The sequence below is a fragment of the Sphaerotilus mobilis genome, from assembly GCF_004216565.1.
GTDB classification, from domain to species: Bacteria; Pseudomonadota; Gammaproteobacteria; order Burkholderiales; family Burkholderiaceae_C; genus Sphaerotilus; species Sphaerotilus mobilis.
The window spans coordinates 463,137-482,496 of the sequence record NZ_SGWV01000010.1; the positions used below are offsets into that span (position 1 = coordinate 463,137).

The 19,360-nt window shown below is 69.1% G+C and carries 14 protein-coding genes and 1 pseudogene; 12 read left to right on the forward strand and 3 right to left on the reverse strand.

All coding sequences use genetic code 11. From position 1 onward, the window contains the following. Positions 1–32: 32 nt before the first annotated feature. The 7 genes from boxC to pcaF all read left to right on the forward strand — a co-directional run bounded on the left by boxC (position 33) and on the right by pcaF (position 9,117). Positions 33–1,781, forward strand: coding sequence for a 2,3-epoxybenzoyl-CoA dihydrolase (boxC, locus tag EV685_RS14430; RefSeq protein ID WP_130482726.1), 1,749 nt, complete (start codon positions 33–35; stop codon positions 1,779–1,781). A gap of 141 nt (positions 1,782–1,922) precedes the next feature. After that, the gene (boxB, locus tag EV685_RS14435; RefSeq protein WP_130482727.1) at positions 1,923–3,347 is read left to right on the forward strand and encodes a benzoyl-CoA 2,3-epoxidase subunit BoxB; all 1,425 of its coding nucleotides are present in this window, start codon (positions 1,923–1,925) and stop codon (positions 3,345–3,347) included. 192 nt (positions 3,348–3,539) lie between these two features. Next, complete coding sequence (gene boxA / locus EV685_RS14440) at positions 3,540–4,832, forward strand: benzoyl-CoA 2,3-epoxidase subunit BoxA (protein ID WP_130482728.1); 1,293 nt, start codon at positions 3,540–3,542, stop codon at positions 4,830–4,832. A 215-nt stretch (positions 4,833–5,047) separates the two neighbouring features. Beyond that, entirely contained in the window at positions 5,048–5,857 is an 810-nt protein-coding gene (locus tag EV685_RS14445; RefSeq protein ID WP_130482729.1) for an enoyl-CoA hydratase-related protein, read from the forward strand. A gap of 34 nt (positions 5,858–5,891) precedes the next feature. Then, positions 5,892–7,436: a 3-hydroxyacyl-CoA dehydrogenase gene (locus tag EV685_RS14450; RefSeq protein ID WP_130482730.1), complete on the forward strand. Its 1,545-nt coding sequence runs from the start codon at positions 5,892–5,894 to the stop codon at positions 7,434–7,436. Continuing rightward, positions 7,433–7,888 carry a MaoC family dehydratase gene (locus EV685_RS14455; RefSeq protein ID WP_130482731.1) on the forward strand — a complete coding sequence of 152 codons (456 nt, stop codon included), beginning with the start codon at positions 7,433–7,435 and terminating at the stop codon, positions 7,886–7,888. Before EV685_RS14450 ends, EV685_RS14455 begins: the two co-directional genes overlap by 4 nt. A gap of 26 nt (positions 7,889–7,914) precedes the next feature. Then, positions 7,915–9,117 carry a 3-oxoadipyl-CoA thiolase gene (pcaF, locus tag EV685_RS14460; RefSeq protein ID WP_130482732.1) on the forward strand — a complete coding sequence of 401 codons (1,203 nt, stop codon included), beginning with the start codon at positions 7,915–7,917 and terminating at the stop codon, positions 9,115–9,117. A 773-nt stretch (positions 9,118–9,890) separates the two neighbouring features. Here pcaF and EV685_RS14465 read toward each other — a convergent pair. Next, entirely contained in the window at positions 9,891–10,994 is a 1,104-nt protein-coding gene (locus EV685_RS14465) for an alkene reductase (protein ID WP_130482733.1), read from the reverse strand. A 185-nt stretch (positions 10,995–11,179) separates the two neighbouring features. Here EV685_RS14465 and EV685_RS14470 point away from each other — a divergent pair, with 185 nt between their 5' ends. Then, the gene (locus EV685_RS14470) at positions 11,180–12,481 is read left to right on the forward strand and encodes an OmpP1/FadL family transporter (protein WP_165396808.1); all 1,302 of its coding nucleotides are present in this window, start codon (positions 11,180–11,182) and stop codon (positions 12,479–12,481) included. 104 nt (positions 12,482–12,585) lie between these two features. On the opposite strand, the gene EV685_RS14475 is transcribed toward EV685_RS14470, so the two are convergent. Both EV685_RS14475 and EV685_RS21040 read right to left on the reverse strand, forming a co-directional pair. Then, the gene (locus tag EV685_RS14475) at positions 12,586–13,917 is read right to left on the reverse strand and encodes a rhodanese-like domain-containing protein (RefSeq protein WP_242615612.1); all 1,332 of its coding nucleotides are present in this window, start codon (positions 13,915–13,917) and stop codon (positions 12,586–12,588) included. Positions 13,918–14,034: 117 nt separating this feature from the next. Further along, positions 14,035–14,517, reverse strand: a pseudogene (locus tag EV685_RS21040) (cysteine dioxygenase family protein); the annotation flags it as partial. 220 nt (positions 14,518–14,737) lie between these two features. Between EV685_RS21040 and EV685_RS14480 the strand changes: the two are divergent. The 4 genes from EV685_RS14480 to EV685_RS14495 all read left to right on the forward strand — a co-directional run bounded on the left by EV685_RS14480 (position 14,738) and on the right by EV685_RS14495 (position 18,778). Further along, positions 14,738–15,763: a sulfate ABC transporter substrate-binding protein gene (locus EV685_RS14480; protein WP_207224827.1), complete on the forward strand. Its 1,026-nt coding sequence runs from the start codon at positions 14,738–14,740 to the stop codon at positions 15,761–15,763. Positions 15,764–15,959: 196 nt separating this feature from the next. Further along, the gene (gene cysT / locus EV685_RS14485) at positions 15,960–16,793 is read left to right on the forward strand and encodes a sulfate ABC transporter permease subunit CysT (protein ID WP_130482736.1); all 834 of its coding nucleotides are present in this window, start codon (positions 15,960–15,962) and stop codon (positions 16,791–16,793) included. Between the two features lie 13 nt (positions 16,794–16,806). Next, positions 16,807–17,703 (forward strand): sulfate ABC transporter permease subunit CysW, encoded by an 897-nt coding sequence (gene cysW, locus EV685_RS14490; RefSeq protein WP_130482737.1) that lies wholly within the window; start codon positions 16,807–16,809, stop codon positions 17,701–17,703. A gap of 7 nt (positions 17,704–17,710) precedes the next feature. After that, positions 17,711–18,778, forward strand: a complete 1,068-nt coding sequence (locus EV685_RS14495; protein WP_130482738.1) for a sulfate/molybdate ABC transporter ATP-binding protein — start codon at positions 17,711–17,713, stop codon at positions 18,776–18,778. Positions 18,779–19,360: the final 582 nt, after the last annotated feature.

The following is a 19,360-nucleotide window of genomic DNA, read 5'->3' on the forward strand; positions in this document are numbered from 1 at the left end:
ACGCTCACGTCAGATGCAGCAAAATGCACATCATGACTTCCGGCGTCGTTGCAGCATCGTGCAGGACGCGTCCCCACCAGGAGAGACCCTTGAGCCACGACACCGCCACGATCGCCACCCCCGCAGCCGCCGCCCCCCGCGTCGACTACCAGACCCACCCCAGCCAGTACCACCACTGGAAGCTCAGCTTCGAGGGCCCGGTGGCCACGCTGGCGGCCGACTTCGACGAGAACGCCGGCCTGCGTCCGGGCTACAAGCTCAAGCTCAACAGCTATGACCTGGGCGTGGACATCGAGCTGAACGACGCGATCAACCGCATCCGCTTCGAGCACCCGGAAGTCCGCACGGTGGTCGTCACCAGTGCCAAGGACAAGGTGTTCTGCTCGGGCGCCAACATCTTCATGCTGGGCGTCTCCAGCCACGCCTGGAAGGTGAACTTCTGCAAGTTCACCAACGAGACCCGCAACGGCCTGGAGGACTCCTCCACCCACAGCGGCCTGAAGTTCCTCGCCGCGGTCAACGGCGCCTGTGCCGGCGGTGGCTACGAGCTGGCCCTGGCCTGCGACGAGATCATCCTGGTCGACGACCGCAGCAGCGCGGTCAGCCTGCCCGAGGTGCCGCTGCTGGGCGTGCTGCCGGGCACCGGCGGCCTGACCCGCGTGACCGACAAGCGCCGTGTGCGCCACGACCTGGCCGACATCTTCTGCACCACCACCGAAGGCGTGCGCGGCCAGAAGGCCAAGGACTGGCGCCTGGTCGACGACATCGCCAAGCCGGCGCAGTTCGCGGCCAAGGTGCAAGAACGTGCGCTGCAACTGGCCGCGCAGAGCGACCGCCCGGCCAACGGCCGTGGCGTGGCGCTGCCGCCGGTCGACCGCGTGATCGAGGCCGATGCGCTGCGCTACCCGTTTGTCACCGTCGAGATCGACCGCGCCAAGCGCACGGCCACTTTCACGGTCAAGGGCCCGCAGGGTGCGCAGCCGAGCGATGTCGCCAGCATCGAGGCGGCCGGCTCGGCCTGGTATCCGCTGCAGATGGCGCGCGAGCTGGAAGACGCGATCCTGTCGATGCGCACCAACGAGCTCGACATCGGCACCTGGCTGATCAAGACCGCCGGCGACAGCGCCGCGCTGGTCGCCACCGACGCGGTGCTGGAAGCCCACGCCGGCCACTGGCTGGTGCGCGAGACGCTGGGCCTGCTGCGCCGCACCTTCAGCCGCCTGGACGTCAGCTCGCGCAGCCTGTTCGCGCTGATCGAGCCGGGCTCCTGCTTCGCCGGCCCGCTGCTGGAACTGGCCCTGGCCTGCGACCGCAGCTACCACCTGGCCCTGCCCGACGACGAGGCCGCCGCGCCGCGCATCACCGTCACCGAGAGCAACTTCGGCCGCTACCCGATGGTCACCGGCCAGAGCCGCCTGGGCCGCCGCTTCTACGACGAGGCCGCCCCGCTGGCCGCCGTGCGCGCCACCATCGGCCAGCCGCTCGATGCCGACGCCGCCTTCGCGCTTGGCCTGGTCACCAGCAACCCCGACGACATCGACTGGGCTGACGAGACCCGCATCGCCATCGAGGAGCGCGTGGCCATGTCGCCCGACGCCCTGACCGGCATGGAAGCCAACCTGCGCTTCAACGGCCCGGAGAACATGTTCACCCGCGTCTTCGGCCGCCTGACCGCCTGGCAGAACTGGATCTTCCAGCGCCCGAACGCCGTGGGCGAAAAGGGCGCCTTGAAGGTCTACGGCAAGGGCGACAAAGCCGCCTTCGACTGGCATCGCGTTTGACGCTCCCCCCCGTTGCGGCTTGACGCCGCTCCCCCTCAAGGGGGCGCCGCGAGTGGCCCGGCAAAGCCGGATCCACCGCGGCACTGGACAACACACACCCAGGCTCATCGGCCGACATTGCTTTCCCTGACGGAGAACTTCATGACCATCGACTACAGCGAGAAGATCCCGAACAACGTCAACCTGGCCGAGGACCGCACGCTCAAGCGCGCGCTCGAACAGTGGCAGCCCAACTTCCTGAGCTGGTGGGACGACATGGGCCCGGACGGCAGCCAGAACTTCGACGTCTACCTGCGCACCGCCATCAGCGTCGACCCGCAAGGCTGGGCCCAGTTCGGCCACGTCAAGATGCCCGACTACCGCTGGGGCATCTTCCTGAATCCGGCCGAGAAGGACCGCAAGATCCACTTCGGCGACCACAAGGGCGAAGACGCCTGGCAGGACGTCCCTGGCGAGTACCGCGCCAACCTGCGCCGCATCATCGTCACGCAAGGCGACACCGAGCCGGCATCGGTCGAGCAGCAGCGCCACCTGGGCCTGACCGCGCCCAGCCAGTACGACCTGCGCAACCTCTTCCAGGTCAACGTCGAGGAAGGCCGCCACCTGTGGGCCATGGTCTACCTGCTGCACAAGTACTTCGGCCGTGACGGCCGCGAGGAAGGCGAGGCGCTGCTTGAGCGTCGTTCGGGCCAGACCGACAACCCGCGCATCCTGGAGGCGTTCAACGAGCCGACGCCCGACTGGCTGTCCTTCTTCATGTTCACCTACTTCACCGACCGCGACGGCAAGTTCCAGCTCTGCGCGCTGGCCGAGTCGAGCTTCGACCCGCTGGCCCGCACGACCAAGTTCATGCTGACCGAAGAGGCGCACCACATGTTCGTGGGCGAGTCGGGCGTGTCGCGGGTCATCAACCGCACCTGCCAGGCGATGAACGAGCTGAAGACCGACGACCCGCAGAAGCTGCGTGCCGCCGGCGTGATCGACCTGCCGACCATCCAGCGCTACCTGAACTTCCACTTCTCGGTGACGATCGACCTGTTCGGCGCGGACGAGTCCAGCAATGCCGCGACGTTCTATTCGACCGGTCTGAAGGGCCGCTACGAAGAAGGCAAGCGCATGGACGACCACCAGCTGCGCGGCCAGACCTACCGCGTGCTGTCGGTGCAGAACGGCCAGCTGGTCGAGCGCGAGGTGCCGATGCTCAACGCCCTGAACGAGGTGCTGCGCGACGACTACATCAAGGACTCGGTGGCCGGCGTCGAGCGCTGGAACAAGGTCATCGAGAAGTCCGGCCTGCCCTTCCGCCTGACCACGCCGCACAAGGCCTTCCACCGCAACATTGGCGCGCTCAAGGGCGTCAAGGTCAGTCCGGAAGGCCGCGTGGTGAGCGAGGCCGAATGGGCCAGCAAGTCCAAGGACTGGCTGCCCACCGCCGAAGACCGCGCCTATGTCGCCGGCCTGATGGGCCGCGTGGTCGAACCCGGCAAGTTCGCCAACTGGATCGCCCCGCCGGTCATGGGCATCAACCGCCAGCCGGTGGACTTCGAATACGTCCGGTTTGCTTGATGCCCACGCGAACCACGTGAGAACCTCGCGGCGGTCCACCCTCTGGAGCATGAGACCGGGTGACCCGCGCAGCGAAGTCAAGGAGGAGCCGGCCCCGGTGGGGCCGGCGGGGGACATGAGCGGAGCGGGTCGCCCGGGCTCGTGCGGACCTCACGCTCCCTTTGCCCATCTGCAATCGCCGGAAACAAGACCATGGACATGAGCGACGCCGCCGTCATCCAGCAGCACCTGATCGACCCCGAGATCTGCATCCGCTGCAACACCTGCGAGGCGATCTGCCCGGTCGGCGCGATCACGCACGACTCGCGCAACTACGTCGTCGATGCCGGCAAGTGCAACCTGTGCATGGCCTGCATCTCGCCGTGTCCGACCGGCTCGATCGACAACTGGCGCACGATGCCGCGCGTGCGGGCCTGGACGATAGAGGACCAGCTCAGCTGGGACGAACTGCCCGCCGAGCTGTCGGCGGAAGAACTGGCCGAGGCCGGCGTGTCCGCCGAGGCCCCTGCGGCGGTCGAGCCCGTGGTGGCGACGCTGCCGGCGGCCACCTCCGGCGAGACCGCCTTCAACAGCGCGCAGTACGGCGCCACGCTGCCGCCCTGGTCGGCCGCCCACGCCTACACCAACCTCTACGGCCCCAAGGCCGCCGAGAAGACCATCACCGCCACGGTGACCGGCAATGTGCGCGTCACCGAGGTCGGCCGCACCGCCGGCAGCGACTACGACACCCACCACATCGTGCTGGACTTCGGCAGCCTCCCCTTCCCGGTGCTGGAAGGCCAGTCCATCGGCATCGTCCCGCCCGGCACCGATGCCCAGGGCCGGCCGCACCATGCCCGCCAGTACTCCATCGCCAGCCCGCGCAACGGTGAACGCCCCGGCTACAACAACCTCTCGCTGACCATCAAGCGCGTGCTGGAAGACCACCACGGCAAGCCGGTGCGCGGGGTCGGCAGCAACTACATGTGCGACCTGCAGGTCGGCGACAAGGTCCAGGTGATCGGCCCCTTCGGCGCCAGCTTCCTGATGCCCAACCACCCGCGCAGCCACATCGTCATGATCTGCACCGGAACCGGCAGTGCGCCGATGCGGGCGATGACGGAATGGCGTCGGCGGCTGCGGCAATCGGGCAAGTTCGAGGGCGGCAAGCTGATGCTGTTCTTCGGCGCGCGGACCCAGGAAGAACTGCCCTACTTCGGCCCGCTGCAGAACCTGCCCAAGGACTTCATCGACATCGAGTTCACCTTCAGCCGCACGCCGAACAAGCCCAAGCGCTACGTGCAGGACGCGCTGCGCGAACGTGCCGCCGACCTGCTGCCGCTGCTGACCGATCCGAACGCCTGCTTCTACGTCTGCGGCCTCAAGGCCATGGAAGAAGGCGTCGTGATGGCGCTGCGCGACATCGTGCAGAACGCCGGGCTGGACTGGGATACGGTGGGCGCGGCGATGAAGCGCGAAGGCCGCCTGCATCTCGAAACCTATTGAAGTCAGCGCACGCTCCCGATGCCCAACACGCCCCGGCCCCGTCCGGGGCGTTGCTCATCGGCCCGCGCATCGTCGACGCTTGACATGCGGCAAACTCCGGATTGATTAACCGACCGGTCGGTCAACAATAGGCCAATCCCCCTTCCAGACGTCCCCCTGACGTCCGCCCGACCTTCCCTCGCCGTCCCCCCGCCGTTTCCAGAAGAGGCCCCGCGATGTCCGACCCGACCCCTGCCTACACGACCCTGCAGCTGAGCCAGCGCCAGAGCGGCGTGGCCCAGGTGACCATGGCGCGCGAGGCCGTCTTCAACGCCTTCGACGAGACCATGATCGGCGAGCTGGACGCCGCCTTTGCCGCGCTGGTCGACGATCCCGCCGTGCGTGTCATCGTGCTGGCCGGTGCCGGCAAGCACTTCAGCGCCGGTGCCGACCTGCAGTGGATGCAGCGCGCCAGCCAGGCCACGCCCGAGTGGAACCTGCAGGACTCGCGCCGCTTCGCCGCGGTCTATGCCCGCATCGAGCGTTGCCCCAAGCCGGTCGTCGCGCGCATCCAGGGCGCGGCGCTCGGCGGTGGCGTGGGCCTGGCCTGCGCCTGTGACGTCGCCATCGCGGCGGACAACGCCAGCTTCTCGGTCAGCGAGGCCAAGTTTGGCATCCTGCCCTCGGTCATCGGCCCCTACGTGACCAACGCGGTCGGCAAGCGCCACGCCCGCCGGCTGGCGCTGACGACCACGCGCATCGGCGCGGACGAGGCCCTGCGCATCGGCCTGGTCCATCAGGTGACGTCCCTCGACGGCCTGGACGCCGCCGTCGACGCCACGGTCAAGGACCTGCTGGCCGGCGGCCCGAATGCCCAGCGCGAGATCAAGGCCCTGTTCGCCCAGCTGGCGGTTGGCCCGATCACCGATGACGTGCGCGAACTGACCGCCCAGACCATCACCCGCGTGCGCGGCAGCGACGAGGCCCGCGAAGGCTTTGCCGCCTTCCTGGCCAAGCGCCCGGCCGCATGGATCCCGCAAGATTGAGCCTTCCAGACGCCCTCACCCACCGGAGCTTCAGATGACGACGACACCCCCCACGATCGACCTGCGCGGCGCGCCGCTGCTGGTCGTCGGCGCCGGCATCATGGGCGCCGGCATCGCCCAGGTCGCCGCCCAGGCCGGCCACGCCGTCTGGCTGCATGACGCCCGCGAAGGCGCCGCCTCGCTGGCCCGGGACAAGCTCGCCAGCAGCCTCGATGCCCTTGTCGCCAAGGGCAAGCTGACGGCCGATGCGGTGGCGCAAGCGCTCGGGCGCATCACCCCGATCAACGACCTCGCCGACGCGGCCGGCGCCACGCTGGTGGTCGAGGCCATTGTCGAGAAGCTCGATGCCAAGCGCGCGCTGTTCCAGCAGCTCGAAGGCCTGCTGGATGCGTCCGCAGTGCTGGCCACCAACACCTCGTCGATCTCGGTGACCGCCATCGCCAACGGCCTGCAGCGGCCCGAACGGCTGGTCGGCATGCACTTCTTCAACCCCGTGCCGCTGATGAAGCTGGTCGAGGTCGTCTCCGGCCTGCACACCGATCCGGCCATTGCGGAGGCCATCTTTGCGCTCGGTGGTCACTGGGGCAAGACGGCTGTGCATGCGCGCTCCACGCCCGGCTTCATCGTCAACCGCATCGCCCGGCCGTATTACGCCGAGACACTGGCGCTGCTGCAAGAACAGGCCGCAACGCCGACGGTGCTGGACGCCTGCCTGCGCGCGGTCGGCTTCCGCATGGGCCCCTGCGAGCTGATGGACCTGATCGGCCACGACACCAACTTCTCGGTCACGCAGTCGGTCTACGAGGCCAACTTCTTCGACAAGCGCTACCAGCCCTCGGGCGTGCAGCGTGACCTGGTCGACGGTGGCCTGCTGGGCCGCAAGAGCGGACGCGGCTTCTACGACCACCGCGCCGGTGCCAGCAACCCCTCGTTGCCGCCTTTCGAAGGCGCTGCCGTGCCGGTCGGTGGCCTGCTGCGCGTGATGGGCAGCGGGGCCGTGGCTGACCGCCTGGCAGCCGCGCTGACGCAGCTCGGCCGGGTCTTCCAGCGCAAGGAACACAGCGACTGGGTCGGCCTGGACATCGACGATGCCCAGCTGCGCCTGAGCGATGGCCGCTGCGCCAGCGAGATCGGCATCAACGTCGCGGTCTTCGACCTGCCGATGCAGGCCACAAACGCCGAACCCGGCCAGCCGCTGGCCTGGGCCCTGTCGGGCCGCGCCAGCGCTGCATGGGCCGAGAAGGTGCCGCGCTGGCTGATGGCGCTGGGCTTCCACCCGCAACGCATCGCCGACGTGCCCGGCTTGGTCGTCGCCCGCACGCTGGCCATGTTGATCAACGAGGCGGCCGACGCGGTGCTGCAAGGCGTCTGCACAACCGAAGGCGCGGACGCGGCGATGAAGCTGGGCGTCAACTACCCGGCCGGCCCCTTCGAATGGCTGGCCCGCTGGGACGCCGCCGCCGTCGTGCGCCTGATCGACGGCCTGGACGCCCACCACCGTGGCGAGCGCTACCGCGTCAGCCCGTGGCTGCGCCAACGCGCCTGGCAGACGGCGGCCCGCATGGAGGGTCAGCCATGAAGTTCGACGAGTTCCAGGTCGGTCAGGAGCTCGAAGCCGGTCCCTATGCCGTGAGCCAGGACGAGGTACTGGCCTTTGCGACGCAGTGGGATCCGCAGTGGTTCCACACCAACCCCGAGGCGGCCGCCAACGGCCCCTTCAACGGCCTGATCGCCAGTGGCTGGCACACCTGCGGCATCGCGATGCGGCTGGCGGCCGATGCCTTCCTGAAGGGGTCGGAATCGTTCGCCTCGCCCGGCCTGGACAAGATCCGCTGGCCCGAGCCGGTCCGCCCCGGCGACACGCTGCGCCTGCGCTGCACCGTCAACGACGTGCGCCGCTCACGCAGCCAGCCGCAGCTGGGCATCCTCACCTGGCGCTGGCAGCTCTTCAACCAGCACGGTGCGGAGGTGCTCAGCATCGACGCCACCAGCCTGTTCGACACGGTGCGCAACGCGAATCCGCCGGTCTGAACCCTCTTCATCAGTCCCCGAACACCATGACCCACGCCTACATCTGCGACGCCATCCGCACCCCCTTCGGCCGCTATGGCGGTGCCCTGTCTTCGGTGCGCGCCGACGACCTGGGCGCGATCCCGATCAAGGCCCTGATGGACCGCAACCCGCAGGTCGACTGGGCGGCGGTCGTCGACGTGCTCTACGGCTGCGCCAACCAGGCCGGCGAGGACAACCGCAACGTCGCCCGCATGAGCGCGCTGCTGGCCGGCCTGCCGATGGAGGTGCCCGGCGCCACGATCAACCGCCTGTGCGGCTCGGGCATGGACGCGATCGGCACGGCCGCGCGTGCGATCAAGTCCGGCGAGGCGGGTCTCATGATTGCCGGCGGCGTCGAGAGCATGAGCCGCGCCCCCTTCGTCATGCCCAAGGCCGAAAGCGCCTTCAGCCGCGCGAATGCCGTGTACGACACCACCATCGGCTGGCGCTTCGTCAACAAGCTGATGAAGGCGCAATACGGCGTCGACTCGATGCCCGAGACGGCCGAGAACGTCGCGACCGATTTCAAGATCGAGCGTGAGGCGCAGGACCGCATGGCGCTGTCATCGCAGCAAAAGGCCGTGGCGGCACAGAAGGCCGGCGTGTTCGATGCGGAGATCTGCCCGGTCACGATCCCGCAGAAGAAGGGCGATGCGGTCGTCGTCAACAAGGACGAGCACCCGCGCGAGACCAGCCTGGAAGCGCTCGCAAAGTTGAAGGGCGTCGTCCGCCCGGACGGCACCGTGACGGCCGGCAACGCCAGCGGCGTCAACGATGGCGCGTGTGCCCTGTTGCTGGCCAACGAAGACAGCGCCGCCCGCTACAGGCTCACGCCGCGAGCCCGCGTGGTCGGCATGGCCACGGCCGGCCTCGCCCCGCGCATCATGGGCTACGGCCCCGCACCGGCCACGCTGAAGGTGCTGGCGCAGACCGGCTTGAGGCTCGATCAGATGGACGTCATCGAACTCAACGAGGCCTTCGCCGCCCAAGGCCTGGCCGTGCTGCGCGGCCTGGGTCTGGCCGATGACGATGCCCGCGTCAACCCCAACGGCGGCGCGATCGCGCTCGGCCACCCGCTGGGCGCAAGCGGCGCGCGCCTGGTGACGACGGCGATCAACCAACTGCACCGCACCGGCGGGCGCTACGCCCTGTGCACGATGTGCATCGGCGTCGGGCAGGGCATCGCGGTGATCGTTGAGCGGGTGTAAGCCGAACCGCACCGCCGCCCCGGTCGGGCGGAGACACCGCTCCGATCGGCCGTCTACCCCGCCCCGATCGGGCACGCCGCCCCGGTCGGCCGGTTACCGCACCCCGGACGGTGACACCGCCCGGTAGGTCGGACACCCCGTGTCCGACGGGCTGGTGCCGATGGGCCTGTTCACCAACAACCCCGTTGAACACGCCCATCGGATGGCCTTGGGCCTCTTCGGCCGACAGCCCCAACGCGGCTGCGGCCACGAGCCCGTCGGACACGGGGTGTCCGACCTACCGGGTGGTGTGGACGCGGCGGACGGTGCGCCTTGCCAGGTCGGCAACGGTGGACCACCGATGTCATGGTCAATGGGATTTGAGCCGTGTTCATCGAGGTCATCGAGGCCGCCTGCCGTGGATCGAGCGCAACCTGTACCCGTCAGAGACACCGCTCCGATCGGCCGTTTACCCCGCCCCGGACGGTGACACCGCCCGGTAGGTCGGACACCCCGTGTCCGACGGGCTGGTGCCGATGGGCCTGTTCACCAAGAACCCCGTTAAACACGGCCATCGGATGGCCTTGGGCCTCTTCGGCCGACAGCCCCAACGCGTCTGCGGCCACGAGCCCGTCGGACACGGGGTGTCCGACCTACCGGGTGGCGTGGACGCGGCGGCAGGTGCGCTTTGCCGGGTCGGCGAGGATAGATCACCGATGTCATCGGTCAATGAAATTCGAGCCGTGTTCATCGAGGTCATCGAGGCCGCCAGGCCTCGACTCGGCTCGCCACCTTCACCCCAGCGCCGGGTAGTCGATGTAGCCCTGGGCCCCACCGCCATAGAAGGTGCTTCGGTCGGCCTCGTTCAAGGGTGCGTTCTCGCGCAGGCGGCGGACCAGGTCGGGGTTGGCGATGAAGGGCTTGCCGAAGGCGATCAGGTCGGCGCCGTTGGCCAGGGCTTGTTCGGCCAGCGCGCGGTCGTAGCCGTTGTTGACCATCCACTTGCCGGTGCCGCCAGCGGCGCGGTAGGTCGCGCGTGCGGCTGCGTAATCGAAGGGGCGGTCGGCGATGTCGCGCGGGCCGCCGGTGGCGCCTTCGATGACGTGGATGTAGGCCAGGCCCAGCGGGCCCAGCGCGCGCAGCACGTGTTCGAACAGCGGCTGCGGATCGGCGTCGACCACGTCGTTGGCGGGCGTGACCGGCGACAGGCGGATGCCCACGCGGTCGCCGCCGATGGCCTCGACCACCGCGCGTGTGGCCTCCAGCAGCAGGCGGGCGCGGTTCTCGATCGAGCCGCCGTAGGCGTCGTCTCGGTGGTTGCTGCCGGTCTTCAGGAACTGGTCGATCAGGTAGCCGTTGGCGGCGTGGATCTCGACGCCGTCGAAGCCGGCCTCTTCGACCGCTGCACGCGCGGCGCGGCGGTAGTCGTCGACGATGCCGGGCAGTTCATCGAGCCGCAGCGCGCGCGGCTCGGAGGTGTTGACGAAGGTCGGCACGCCGTCGCGGATCAGCACGGTCTTGGTCTTGGCGGCGATTGCCGACGGAGCCACAGGTGCGCCGCCATCGGGTTGCAGCTCGACATGCGAGACACGGCCGACATGCCAGAGCTGGGTGACGATGCGCCCGCCCTCGGCATGCACCGCATCGGTGATGCGGCGCCAGCCGGCCAGCTGGTCGGCGCCGTAGAGGCCGGGCACGTCCGCATAGCCCTGGCCCTGGTGCGAGATCGCGGTGGCCTCGGTGACGATGAGGCCCGCACTGGCGCGCTGGCGGTAGTAGGTGACACCCAGTTCACCGGGCACCGCGCGCGGCGAGCGGTTGCGCGTCAGCGGCGCCATGACGATGCGGTTGGACAGCTGCAGCGCGCCAGCGGCGATGGGGTCGAACAAGGTGCTCATGCGGGCTTTCTGGAGGGTCAGGATCGGAGGCAAGCCGGTCATGCTGCCATGGGTCGCCCGGGCCCGCTTCCCGCCAAGACACAACATCCGAACATAAGCAATGGCGGAAGTCTTCGTTTCAGTCAGCCCGGGCCTGCTCTATGGTGGCGTCCAGACGAATACCCAACCGAACCACAAGGAAGCGCATGACCTCGATCCTCAGCCGTTCCCTCACGAACCGCCAACCGCTGGCCATCGCAGCGGCTCTGGCGTGTGCCGGCCTGCTGCCGCTGGCCGCACACGCCACCAATGGCTACTTCGCGCACGGCTATGGCGCCGCTTCGCTGGGCGCGGCCGGCGTCGGCATCGCCCTGCCGCAGGACGGTCTGGCGGCGGCCACCAACCCGGCCGGCACCGCGCGGGTCGGTGAGCGGGCCGACATCGGTCTGACGATCTTCCTGCCCGATCGCGAGGCGCGCATCGAGGGCAATGCCTTCGGCGCGGATGCCACCTACGACGGCAACGGCCGCAAGACCTTCGCGATCCCCGAGATCGGCTACGTGCGCGGCCTGGGCGGATCGCTGGCCGGCGGCATCGCGGTGTACGGCAACGGGGGCATGAACACCGACTACGCCTCCAACCCCTACGCCCGCTTTGGCGCCAGCGGCTCGGCCGGCGTCAACCTGGAACAGCTGTTCGTCTCGCCCTCGCTGGCCTGGACGCCGGCACCGGGTCAGAGCGTCGGCCTGGCACTGAACCTGGCCTACCAGCGCTTCTCGGCCAAGGGCATCGGCTTCTTCGGCGGCTTCTCGTCGGACCCGTCCAACGTCAGCGACCGGGGCACCGACACGTCCACCGGCGTTGGCGTCCGGCTGGGCTGGCTGGGCAATCTGAGCCCGACGCTGCAAGGCGGTCTGACGTGGGCATCCAAGACCGACATGGGCCGGTTCAAGAAATACGCCGGGCTGTTCGCCGATCAGGGCGACTTCGACATCCCCGAGAACTACGGCGCCGGTCTGGCCTGGCAAGCCGCACCGGGCTGGACGGTGGCAGCCGACGTGCAGCGCATCCGCTACAGCCAGGTCGGCGCGGTCGGCAACAGCCTGGCACCGCTGCTGGCGGGCGTGCCGCTGGGGGCGGCGGGCGGTCCGGGCTTTGGCTGGCGCGACATGACCGTCACCAAGGTGGCCGTGCAGCACACCGTCAGCCCGACGCTGACGCTGCGCGGCGGCTACAGCCACGGCCGTCAGCCGGTGCCGGCGGGCGAGACCTTCTTCAACATCCTCGCGCCCGGCGTGGTGCAGGACCACTGGACGGCGGGCTTCACGCTCAAGCCGGTCGGCTCCCATCTCGAATGGACCGGCTACGCCGCGCTCGGCCGCGGTCACACGGTGGCCGGCCAGGGCTCGATCCCGCCGGGCAACCCGCCGGGTGGATTCGGTGGTGGCGAGGCCTCGGTGAAGCTGAAGGAAACGCTGCTGGGCTTGAGCGTCGGCTGGAAGTATTGACGCCCCTCGACCGGCGGGTACACCGGCCGATTCCCCGAGGGATGCGCCGTCCGCTTGGGGCGGCCCGGCGCTGGACGGCTGTCCGTGGCGCCTCGATCACCCCATCAAGCCGGCTTCAGCACCCTGAACCCGTGCGTGCCGTCGCGCGCCAGTTGCGCGACCAGGCCGAACTCCCAGTCGAGGTAGGCCTGCATGGCGGCCTGCGGGTTGTCGGTGCCTTCGTAGGGACGGCGATAGCGGTTGGCCGCCGGCAAGGGCAGGCGTTCGGTGACGGGCGCTTGCAGGGCGCTGGGTTGCCACGCGCCGGTGGCCACGGCGGCGTCGGGGGCGACCTCGGCGAGCCAGCCGACCTGCCAGCCCATCTGGGCCAGCCAGTGCGCCGTCATGGCCGAGCGGATGCCGATGTTGTCCGGGTCGACGTCCGGCCCGCCGATGTCGGTCAACACGATGCGCGCGCCGCGCACGGCCGCGTAGACATCGGTCTCCTGGACCAGCTGACCGCCCGGCGCGTGGCCGAAGCCGGCGAGGTGGCCGGCGGCGTATTCGGCCGGCGTGCGCACGTCCCACAAGTAGACCGTGCGACCGCCCGCCTCGTTCGCGCCCCGCAGCCATTCGGCCAGGCCTGCCGCATCCAGCCGGACCGCCCCGGCGCGTTCGGCCAGCGACTGGGCCGCCGCCCGCGCCGCTGCGCGGCTGGCCGGCGTCACCGCATCCGGGTGGCGGCGTGACTGGCCGCGTTCGAGCGCGTGGCCGGCCAGCGTCCAGCCGATCGTGCCGTTGCGCAGCGCGGCGACGGGGTTGGGGATGCCGGCGTTGACCAGCGACTGCGCGCCGATCAGGCTGCGGGTGCGGCCGGCGCAGTTGACGATCACGCGGGTGGACGGGTCGGGCGCGAGTTCACGCACGCGCAGCACCAGCTCGGCGCCGGGCACGCTGATGCCGCCGGGGATGTTCATGGTCTGGTACTCGTCCCAGCGGCGCGCGTCGAGCACGACCACATCGGCCTGTGCATCGAGCAGCGCCTTGACCTCGTCGGCCGGCAGCGAGGGCGTGCCGGCCTCGTGTTCGACCAGTTCGCCGAAGGCCTTGCTGGGCACGTTGACGTCGCGGAACAGCTCGCCGGGTGGCTCGCCCCGCACGCCGTCGCGCCAGCCGGGCAGGTCGCCGTCGAGCCGGAACACCGCCGTGTAGCCGAGCGCCTGCAGGCGACGCGCGGCGGCGTCGGCGCGGCCTCCTGCCTCGTTCCCGTCGTCGTAGACGACCACCGGCACGTCACGGCGGGGCAGTCGCCACGGCGCATCGGCGTCGATGCGATCGGGTGACATCTGCACCGCGAACAGCGGGTGGGCCTGCGCGAACGGGTCCTCGTCGCGCACGTCGATCAGCGCGATCTCACGGCGCTCGCGCAGCGCGGCGCGCACGGCAGCGCCGCTCATGCGTGGCAGCGCGGGTGCCGGTGTCGGGCCGGTCCACAGATTGGGCAGCCAGTCGTTCGAATAGCCCGAGACAAAGGGCTTGCGCGTGCCGTCCTCGGCATAGACCCAGCGCTGCACCGTGCCGATGTGGGCGCCGTAGACGTGGATGCTGATCGAGGTCCGGTCGTCGAAAGCATTCGAGACGCGGTGGATGTCGCCCAGCGTCGGCGACACCGCCTCGACCTGACCGGGTTCGAGCCGCAGCGGCGCGCCTTGCGGCTGCAGCCGGCCATCGGCCACAGGCCCCCAGGCTTGTGACCACTCGGCACCACGCAGCATGCCGATCAGGCCCCAGACGGTGTGGTCATGGATGGGCGTGGCCTGCCCCGGTCCCCACACAAAGCTCACGACCGAAAAACGCCCCAGCGGGTCGGCATGCAGCAGGTACTGGCGATAGAACTGCGGATGCGGCTGGGCCAGTTCGTCGGGCAACCAGTCGTCGCGGCCGACCAGCCGGGCCAGCGCCGCGCGCACATCGGGCAGCAGCCGGGCCTCGTCGGCGGTCTGTTCGACCAGGCGGGTGACGGTGGTGACGAAGTCGCGCAGCGGGGCCAGTGTCATGGAGTCTCCGGAAGGTCTTGGGGGATGCGGGCGGATTGGGCAGATCGGGGATCGGCGGATCGGGGCGTGAGCTTAGGGGCTGGGCCACCGGACGGTTCTGGCCTTATGCGCGGCGCGCACAAGCATGTGCCGAATGCTTCGTTCCCCGGAATCGGGTGCATTCCTAGCATCGATGCCATCGATCCACAGGATCACCGAACCCGCTCCGGAACCACCGACCATGCAAGCCACCCGCTACCTGAAGACCACGCTGATCTCGCTGGCGCTCGGCGCCAGCGCCCTGGCCGCGCCCATCGCCGGTTGGGCCCGCGACATCACCCTGCTCAACGTGTCCTACGACCCGACCCGCGAGCTGTACGTCGACTTCAACAAGGCGTTCGCCGCGCACTGGAAAGCCAAGACAGGGGACAACGTGACGGTCAAGCAGTCGCATGGCGGCTCGGGCAAGCAGGCCCGCTCGGTCATCGACGGCCTGGATGCGGACGTCGTCACGCTGGCACTGGCCTACGACATCGACGAGCTGCACGCCAAGGCCAAGCTGATCCCCGCCGACTGGCAGAAGCGCCTGAAGCACAACAGCTCGCCCTACACCTCGACCATCGTGTTCCTGGTGCGAAAGGGCAACCCCAAGTCGATCAAGGACTGGGATGACCTGGTCAAGCCCGGCATCAGCGTCATCACCCCGAACCCGAAGACCTCGGGCGGCGCGCGATGGAACTACCTGGCCGCCTGGGGCCATGCGCTGAAGAAGTTCGGCAACGACGAGAAGAAGGCGCAGGACTTCGTGGCCACGCTGTTCCGCAACGTGCCGGTGCTGGACTCGGGCGCACGCGGCTCGCTGACCACCTTCACCGAACGCGGCGTCGGCGACGTCTTTATCTCGTGGGAGAACGAGGCCTATCTGGCCACCAAGGAACTGGGCCCGGACAAGTTCGAGATCGTCACGCCCAGCCTGTCGATCCTGGCCGAGCCGCCCGTCTCGGTGATCGACAAGACCGTCGACCGCAAGGGCACCCGCGAGGTCGCCACCGCCTACCTGGAGTTCCTGTACTCGCCCGAAGGTCAGGAGATCGCGGCGCAGAACTACTACCGCCCGATCGATCCGAAGGTCGCGGCCAAGTACGCCAAGTCCTTCACCCCGGTCAAGCTGTTCACGATCGACGAGGTGTTCGGCGGCTGGAGCAAGGCCCAGCAGAAGCACTTCGCCGACGGTGGCGTGTTCGACCAGATCTATCTGAAGAAGTAAGCAACCCACCGACCCGAGGTGGGCCTGCCCCGCCTCACCCGAGGCCGTGCGGCGACGAGAGCGCCGCACGGCTTCATCGCTTTGCGCATAAGGAAGCGCGAAAAGCGTCGTAGTCATGCGTTTTCGCCGTCCATAGCATGCAGGTTTGCGTCCCCGAGGGGTCGCCAGGGAACATTCAAGAACCACGGCCCCCACGATGCTTTTCACCCGCACCCTGCTCAAGCGCCACACCGTCCTGCCCGGCTTCGACCTGGCGCTGGGCTTCACGCTGTTCTATCTCGGCCTGATCGTGCTGATCCCGCTGAGCGCCGCTTTCCTCAAGACCTTCACCATGACCTGGCCGGCCTTCTGGGAGGCCGTCGCGACGCCGCGCGTGGTGGCCTCGTACAAGCTGACCTTCGGCGCCTCGCTGGCCGCTGCGGCGCTGAACGCGCTGTTCGGGCTGGTGGTGGCCTGGGTGCTGGTGCGCTACGAGTTCCCGTTCAAGCGCATCGTCGACGCGCTGGTGGACCTGCCCTTCGCGCTGCCCACGGCGGTGGCCGGCATCGCGCTGACGGCGCTGTATGCCGAGAACGGCTGGGTCGGCAGCTGGCTGCCGTTCAAGGTCGCCTTCACGCCCATCGGCGTGTTCGTGGCGCTGACCTTCATCGGCCTGCCCTTCGTGGTGCGCACGCTGCAGCCGGTGCTCGAGGACATCCACAAGGAGCTGGAAGAGGCCGCCGCGACGCTGGGCGCGAGCCGCTGGCAGACGTTCTCGCGGGTGATCTTCCCGATCCTGATGCCCGCGCTGCTGACCGGCTTCGCGCTGGCCTTCGCCCGCGCGCTGGGCGAGTACGGCAGCGTCATCTTCATCGCCGGCAACATGCCCATGGTCAGCGAGATCACGCCGCTGCTGATCATCACCAAGCTCGAACAGTACGACTATGCCGGCGCCACCGCGATTGCCGTGGTGATGCTGCTGGCGGCCTTCGCGATGCTGCTGGCGATCAACGCGCTGCAGGCCTGGACCCGCGCCAAGCAAGGCCGATGACGTGAGCACGACCATGACCACCCTTCCATCGCAGGCCATCGGGGCCGCCCGCGCACCGCGTCCGATCCGTGCGGCGACGAGTGAATCGCCGCTGGTGCGCTGGCTGCTGATCGGCATCGCGCTGGCCTTCCTGACCTTCTTCCTGTTCGTGCCGCTGACGCTGGTCTTCGTCGAGGCCTTCAAGAAGGGCGTGGACGTCTACCTCGCCGCCATCGTCGAGGAGGACGCGCTCGCAGCGATCCGCCTGACCTTGCTGGCCGCGGCCATCGCCGTGCCGCTGAACCTGGTGTTCGGCGTGGCGGCGGCCTGGTGCATCGCCAAGTTCGAGTTCCGCGGCAAGAACGTGCTGCTCACGCTGATCGACCTGCCCTTCTCGGTCAGCCCGGTGATCTCGGGCCTGATCTACGTGCTGGTGTTCGGCCTGCAGGGCTGGTTCGGCGAATGGCTGCGTGACCATGACCTGAAGGTCATCTTCGCGGTGCCGGGCATCGTGCTGGCCACCGTGTTCGTGACCTTCCCCTTCGTCGCCCGCGAGCTGATCCCGCTGATGCAGGCCCAGGGCAGTGAACAGGAAGAGGCCGCGCGTGTGCTGGGCGCCAACGGCTGGCAGATCTTCAGCCGCGTCACGCTGCCCAACATCAAGTGGGCGCTGCTGTACGGCGTGATCCTGTGCAACGCCCGCGCCATGGGCGAGTTCGGCGCGGTCAGCGTGGTCTCGGGTCACATCCGCGGCTACACGAACACGATGCCCCTGCACATCGAGATCCTCTACAACGAATACCAGTTCGCGGCCGCCTTCGCGGTGGCCTCCCTGCTGGCCGGCTTGGCGCTGGTCACGCTGGTCCTCAAATACATCGTCGAACAACGCGTGAAGGCACAGAAGCGCGTGGCGACCGAACGCAGCGAGTGAGCACGACATGAGCATCGAAGTCCGCAACCTCAACAAGCGCTTTGGCAAGACCGTCGTCTGCGACGGCCTGAACCTCGACATCCCGTCGGGCGAACTGGTCGCGCTGCTCGGGCCCTCGGGCTCGGGCAAGACCAGCCTGCTGCGCATCATCGCGGGGCTGGAAGTGCCCGACAGCGGCAGCGTGCTGTTCCACGGCGAGGACACGACCCACACCGATGTGCGCGATCGCCAGGTCGGCTTCGTGTTCCAGCACTACGCGCTGTTCGCGCACATGACGATCTTCGAGAACGTTGCCTTCGGCCTGCGTGTGCGCCCCAAGGCGACACGGCCTGACGAGGCCACGATCCGCCGCAAGGTGACCGAGCTGCTGCAGCTCGTGCAGCTCGACTGGATCGCCGACCGCTACCCGCACCAGCTCTCCGGCGGCCAGCGCCAGCGCATCGCACTGGCCCGCGCGCTGGCGGTGGAGCCCAAGGTGCTGCTTCTCGACGAGCCCTTCGGCGCGCTCGACGCCAAGGTCCGCAAGGAACTGCGCCGCTGGCTGCGCCGCCTGCATGACGAGGTGCATGTCACCAGCGTCTTTGTCACCCACGACCAGGAGGAGGCAATGGAAGTCGCCGACCGCATCGTCGTGATGAACGAGGGCCGCATCGAACAGGTCGGCACGCCCGACGAGGTCTACGACCGCCCGGCCACGCCCTTCGTGTTGCAGTTCCTCGGCGACGTCAACCTGTTCCACGGACGTCTGGGCCATGCGCCGGGCGGCAGCGAGGGCGAAGTCAGTTATGTGCGTCCGCACGAACTGGAAGTCGTCGGCGCGCCTCAGCCCGATGCGATCCCCGTGACGCTGAGCCAGGCCTTGACCGTCGGCCCGAGCACCCGCCTGGAGTTCAAGCGCGAGGACGGCAGCTACGTCGACGTCGAACTGCCCCGCGCCCGCTGGCACCTGCTGCGCGACCAGCTCGCGCTGGCCACCGGCAGCCGCGTCTGGCTCAAGGCCCGCCGCGTCACCCGCTTCGTCGCCGGCGGCGACGTGCGCTCGGACGTGGCTGAGGACCCGGCTGCGGCGATCTGAGGGGCTGCGTCTTCATCGTCGTTCGATCGCTTCCGCGCGCCAACACCCGCCGAACCAGACGCCGACCGAGCACCTCGCCAAGACCCGCGACGCCGTTCACCAGCCCCAACGCGCCTTCGGTCAACAGCCCGTCGGACACGGGGTGTCCGGCCTACCGGACCGAGCGCCGATGCCGGTTCGACACGCCCGAGCCCGTCGCCCTCCGGCGACGCCATTGACCGGTCGGGCGGACACGGAAGCCGCGTCTGGCTCAAGGCCCGCTGCGTCACCCGCTTCGTCGCCGGCGGCGACGTCCGCTCGGACGTGGCCGAAGACCCGGCAGCGGCGATCTGAGGGGCTGCGTCTTCATCGTCGTTCGATCGCTTCCGCGCGCCAACACCCGCCGAACCAGACGCCGACCGATCACCTCGCCAAGACCCGCGACGCCGTTCACCAGCCCCAACGCGCCTTCGGTCAACTGCCCGTCGGACACGGGGTGTCCGACCTACCGGACCGAGCGCCGATGCCGGTTCGACACGCCCGAGCCCGTCGCCCTCCGGCGACGCCATTGACCGGTCGGGCGGACACGGAAGCCGCGTCGGG